The sequence below is a fragment of the Sedimentibacter sp. B4 genome (assembly GCF_000309315.1).
GTDB lineage: Bacteria > Bacillota > Clostridia > Tissierellales > Sedimentibacteraceae > Sedimentibacter > Sedimentibacter saalensis.
In genome coordinates, this window is the sequence record NZ_CANG01000493.1 from 1 (window position 1) to 241 (window position 241).

Here is a 241-nt window from a genome sequence, read left to right on the forward strand (position 1 = left end):
TGTTGTTCGACGACCCGTCCCCGGTCGAGGTGCTCGCCGACGACCTGTGGGCCACCGGGGTGAGCACCGGCGACCACCCGATCGGCCAGTTGCGCGAGGAGCTCTCGGCGCGGGGCGTGCTGAGCACGGCCGATCTCGCCACGGCCGAGCCGGACCGCCGGGTGGAGGTGGGCGGCCTGGTCACCCACCGGCAACGTCCGGCGACCGCGTCCGGGATTACCTTCCTCAGCCTCGAGGACGA

General features: G+C 73.0%; 1 protein-coding gene. It reads left to right on the forward strand.

What is annotated here, in order from left to right:
• The coding region (locus BN358_RS26565; RefSeq protein WP_198018442.1) for a hypothetical protein at positions 1-241 on the forward strand (241 nt) is incomplete at both ends.